This window comes from Aquabacterium sp. UBA2148, from assembly GCF_002328915.1.
Taxonomy (GTDB): domain Bacteria; phylum Pseudomonadota; class Gammaproteobacteria; order Burkholderiales; family Burkholderiaceae_C; genus Aquabacterium; species Aquabacterium parvum.
Map to the genome: position 1 here is coordinate 1 of NZ_DCXA01000079.1, position 3,033 is coordinate 3,033.

Consider the following 3,033-nt stretch of genomic DNA (forward strand, 5'->3'; position numbering starts at 1 on the left):
ATGAGCAGGGTCGTGAGCCCGGCCAGCCAGAGCAGGGACTGGCGTGAGCGTTCGCGCGCCTCGATGCTGTGCTGTTCGGCTTCGGCCAGTTGGGCGTCACGCAGGGCCACGATGGCGTCCATCTCCGGCACATACAGGGCGGCGAACTCGGCGGGACTCATGCCATAGCGCCCATGGGTCCGGCCTGCCTCCTGCACCCCGTTGAGCAGCTCGGCCGCGTGGCCGAAGTAGCGCTGCATCATGCGAACGTGCGCGTGGCGAACGGGCTCGGACGTGGGGCTCGACTCGACCCGCAGCACCATCAGGTGACGCAACTCATCGATGCGTCCCGTGGCCTCATCGATGCGCTCATGCTCCGGCACGGTGAAGGGCAGCTGCCGCGTCAAGGCGGGCGTGAACAAGGAGCCCAACAGCCCCGCGCGTTCACGCAACTCTGCGGCCATGCGGGCCCCCCAGACGGCCGGGGCCAGGGCCGGATCAGCCTGCTGGGACTCGTCGGCGAACAAGGTCATGGCCGGTGAGAGCCTGGGCACGAGGTCCACCATGGCGCTCACGGCGGCACGGATGTCCTCGCGCGATCGCTCGGTTTGCGGTCGGGCGATGAGTTGATCGACCTGTGCGCGGGCCTGGGCCAGGCTCAGGCGCAAGGCGTTGAGGTCGCGCAGGGCCACCTGGTGCCTCTCGGCCCAGGCTTTGCCTGGTTTGGCATCGCTGAGCGCCTGCTGGTAGGCGTCGAAGGCGGCATCGGTGCGGGCGCGGGCTTTTTGAAGCTTGTCGCGCAACACCGGGTCCCCGCTTGAGCTGGCGTCGCCCAGCATGCCGTTCATGGGGCCTCGCTCCCGCGAGACCATCTCCGCTGCCACGAGCGTCACGCGCAACTTCTGAACCGCTTGCCGGGCCAGGCGGGACTGCTCGAACTGCCGCCACTCCAACCCCACCAGCCGCACCACCCCCACGAGCACGACCAGCACCAGGCCCACGGCGATGAGCCGGAACCAGCCGCGAAGGGTCAAAGCGTGGGGAGAAGGCGCAGGAGCGAGCATGAGACAAAGCCTGGACACACACCGGACACTGTAGCGTCAACGGCTGGGGACACGGCTCCTGGGTCAGCGCTCCCGCCATTCACTGGGCGTGACCCCATGCCAGCGGCGGAAGGCGCGGTGGAAGCAACTCGCCGAAGAAAACCCGGTCTCGTCGGCGATCTGCTTGATCGGCAGCAGGCCTTCGCGCAACAGCCGCTCCGACAGCTCTCTCTGGCAGCGCTGCACCACATCGGGCACGCTCAGCTCTCGCTTGGCCAATTGGCGACGCATGCTGCGCTCACTCTGTCCGATCAGGGACGCGAGTTCGGCGGCATCGGGCACACGGGGCAAGGACCGAAAAACCGCCTGGCGCAGGGCCTGCACGAGGTCCAGACGCTGATAGCGGGTGGCCAACAACGTCTCGGCCTGCAAGCGCAGGGTGTCGTAGACCACGCGGTCGTGGCCGGGCAGGGGTGCGTCGAGCAACGCAGCTCGAAAGCGCAAGGTGCCCTGGCTGGCGTCGAACCGGACGCGTCGACCGAACAGGGTTTCATAGCGGTGCACGTGAGCTGGCGCCGGATAGGGGAAGGTGCAGTCGAGGAGGTCGCCTTCCTGGCTGCCGGCGCGGCGCGACAGCTGCACGCACAGCGACATCAGCCACTCCATGCGGAAGCGAAAACCATCGGGCGTCACGCCCATGGGCCGAGCCAGCAGGCAGGCCTCCTCGCCGGAGATCACCATGTCCAGCTCGGTCTCTTCCACGATGAGTGGCGAGAACATGCGGATGTCCTCGAACGCATGGCGCAGGGTGGGCGCGTGCACGATCAGCAGGGCATGCGGGCCGTAACGGGTCTGGGCCAGGCTGGTGCTGGCGGTGAAGCCATAAGCGGGGTCGCCCGTCACCGTCATGGCGGCACGCATGAGCCCATCGAACACGGACTCGTCGATCCAGGGACCTTGTCCATCGATGTCGCGTTCATCCAGGCCGGCCAGGGCCATCGCCTCGCGGAAAGGGTGGCCATCGAGCGCCAGGGTGTCGACCAGGGTGCGGAGGTGTATCGGCGAAATCAGCATGTGGATCTGGTGCGCCGACGTGTCACATGGGTCGCTGCGCGGGCCGTAGTGTGTCGCGTTCCATGCCGCCCGGATGGCTCACCCCGGGTTTACCTGCCCCCAACTCGGGACATCCCTAGTGCGGTGGGCCGCTGCCGTCGAAGTCGAGCAAGGTGGTGGCCTGCTCCAGCACGGCCCAAAGGTGCGCTGGCATTTGCAGGATGCGCTCAGGCGTGCGGGCCTGCCGGACCCAGGCGCCGATCGCCTGGTGCTGGTCCGCGGTCAACAGGTTCAGCGAAAGCATCTCGTCGAGCGTTTGCATGTGGACCTCCATCGCGGACAGGGCTTCCAGACAGCCCTGGTGCCCCAATGTGCCACAGGCGCTTGGCAGGCGTCACGCGAAGTGGGTGGCGTCTGGCACACAGATGCCGCGAATGAGGGGGAGGCGCGGGAAGACCGTGTGGCCCGGGTCAGCGGCCGATCGCCTCAGGCGTTGCCACCAGTCGCCACAGGCTGGTGACCTCGGCCTTGCGCGCCGCGTGCAATGGGTCGCTGGCGTCTTGCGACTTGCGATGACGGGGGCGGGTGTCGAGTCGCCCCGCCACGCTCAGCCCCCCGTCGCGGATCCAGCCTTCGAGCTGCTCGCGCGAGCGCAGGCCCAGCCGCTCGGCGATGTCGGACAGGATGAGCCAGCCCTCGCCACCTGGCAGCAGGCGATCGGCCAGCCCGGCCAGGAAACCACGCAGCATGCGGCTGTCGGGGTCGTACACCGCCTGCTCAACGGTCGAGCTGGGCTGGCCGGGCAACCAGGGCGGGTTGCAAACGATCAGGGCAGATCGACCGAAGCGCGCCGGGTCGGGGAAGAGGTCGGCCTCAACGACCTGAACGCGGTCGCTCAGGCCCAGGCGCTGCAGGTTGTCCTGCGCGCAGGCGATGGCCCGGGGGCCCAGCTCGGTGG

Annotated in this window: 2 protein-coding genes and 2 pseudogenes; all 4 read right to left on the reverse strand. The window is 68.3% G+C overall.

The features are described 5' to 3' along the window. A pseudogene (locus tag B2W70_RS04185) lies at nucleotides 1–1,043 on the reverse strand (hypothetical protein); the annotation flags it as partial. A gap of 63 nt (nucleotides 1,044–1,106) precedes the next feature. Then, entirely contained in the window at nucleotides 1,107–2,096 is a 990-nt protein-coding gene (locus B2W70_RS04190) for an AraC family transcriptional regulator (protein ID WP_286743169.1), read from the reverse strand. A gap of 115 nt (nucleotides 2,097–2,211) precedes the next feature. Continuing rightward, complete coding sequence (locus tag B2W70_RS04195; RefSeq protein ID WP_058087739.1) at nucleotides 2,212–2,397, reverse strand: hypothetical protein; 186 nt, start codon at nucleotides 2,395–2,397, stop codon at nucleotides 2,212–2,214. A 148-nt stretch (nucleotides 2,398–2,545) separates the two neighbouring features. Beyond that, nucleotides 2,546–3,033, reverse strand: a pseudogene (locus B2W70_RS04200) (methyltransferase); the annotation flags it as partial.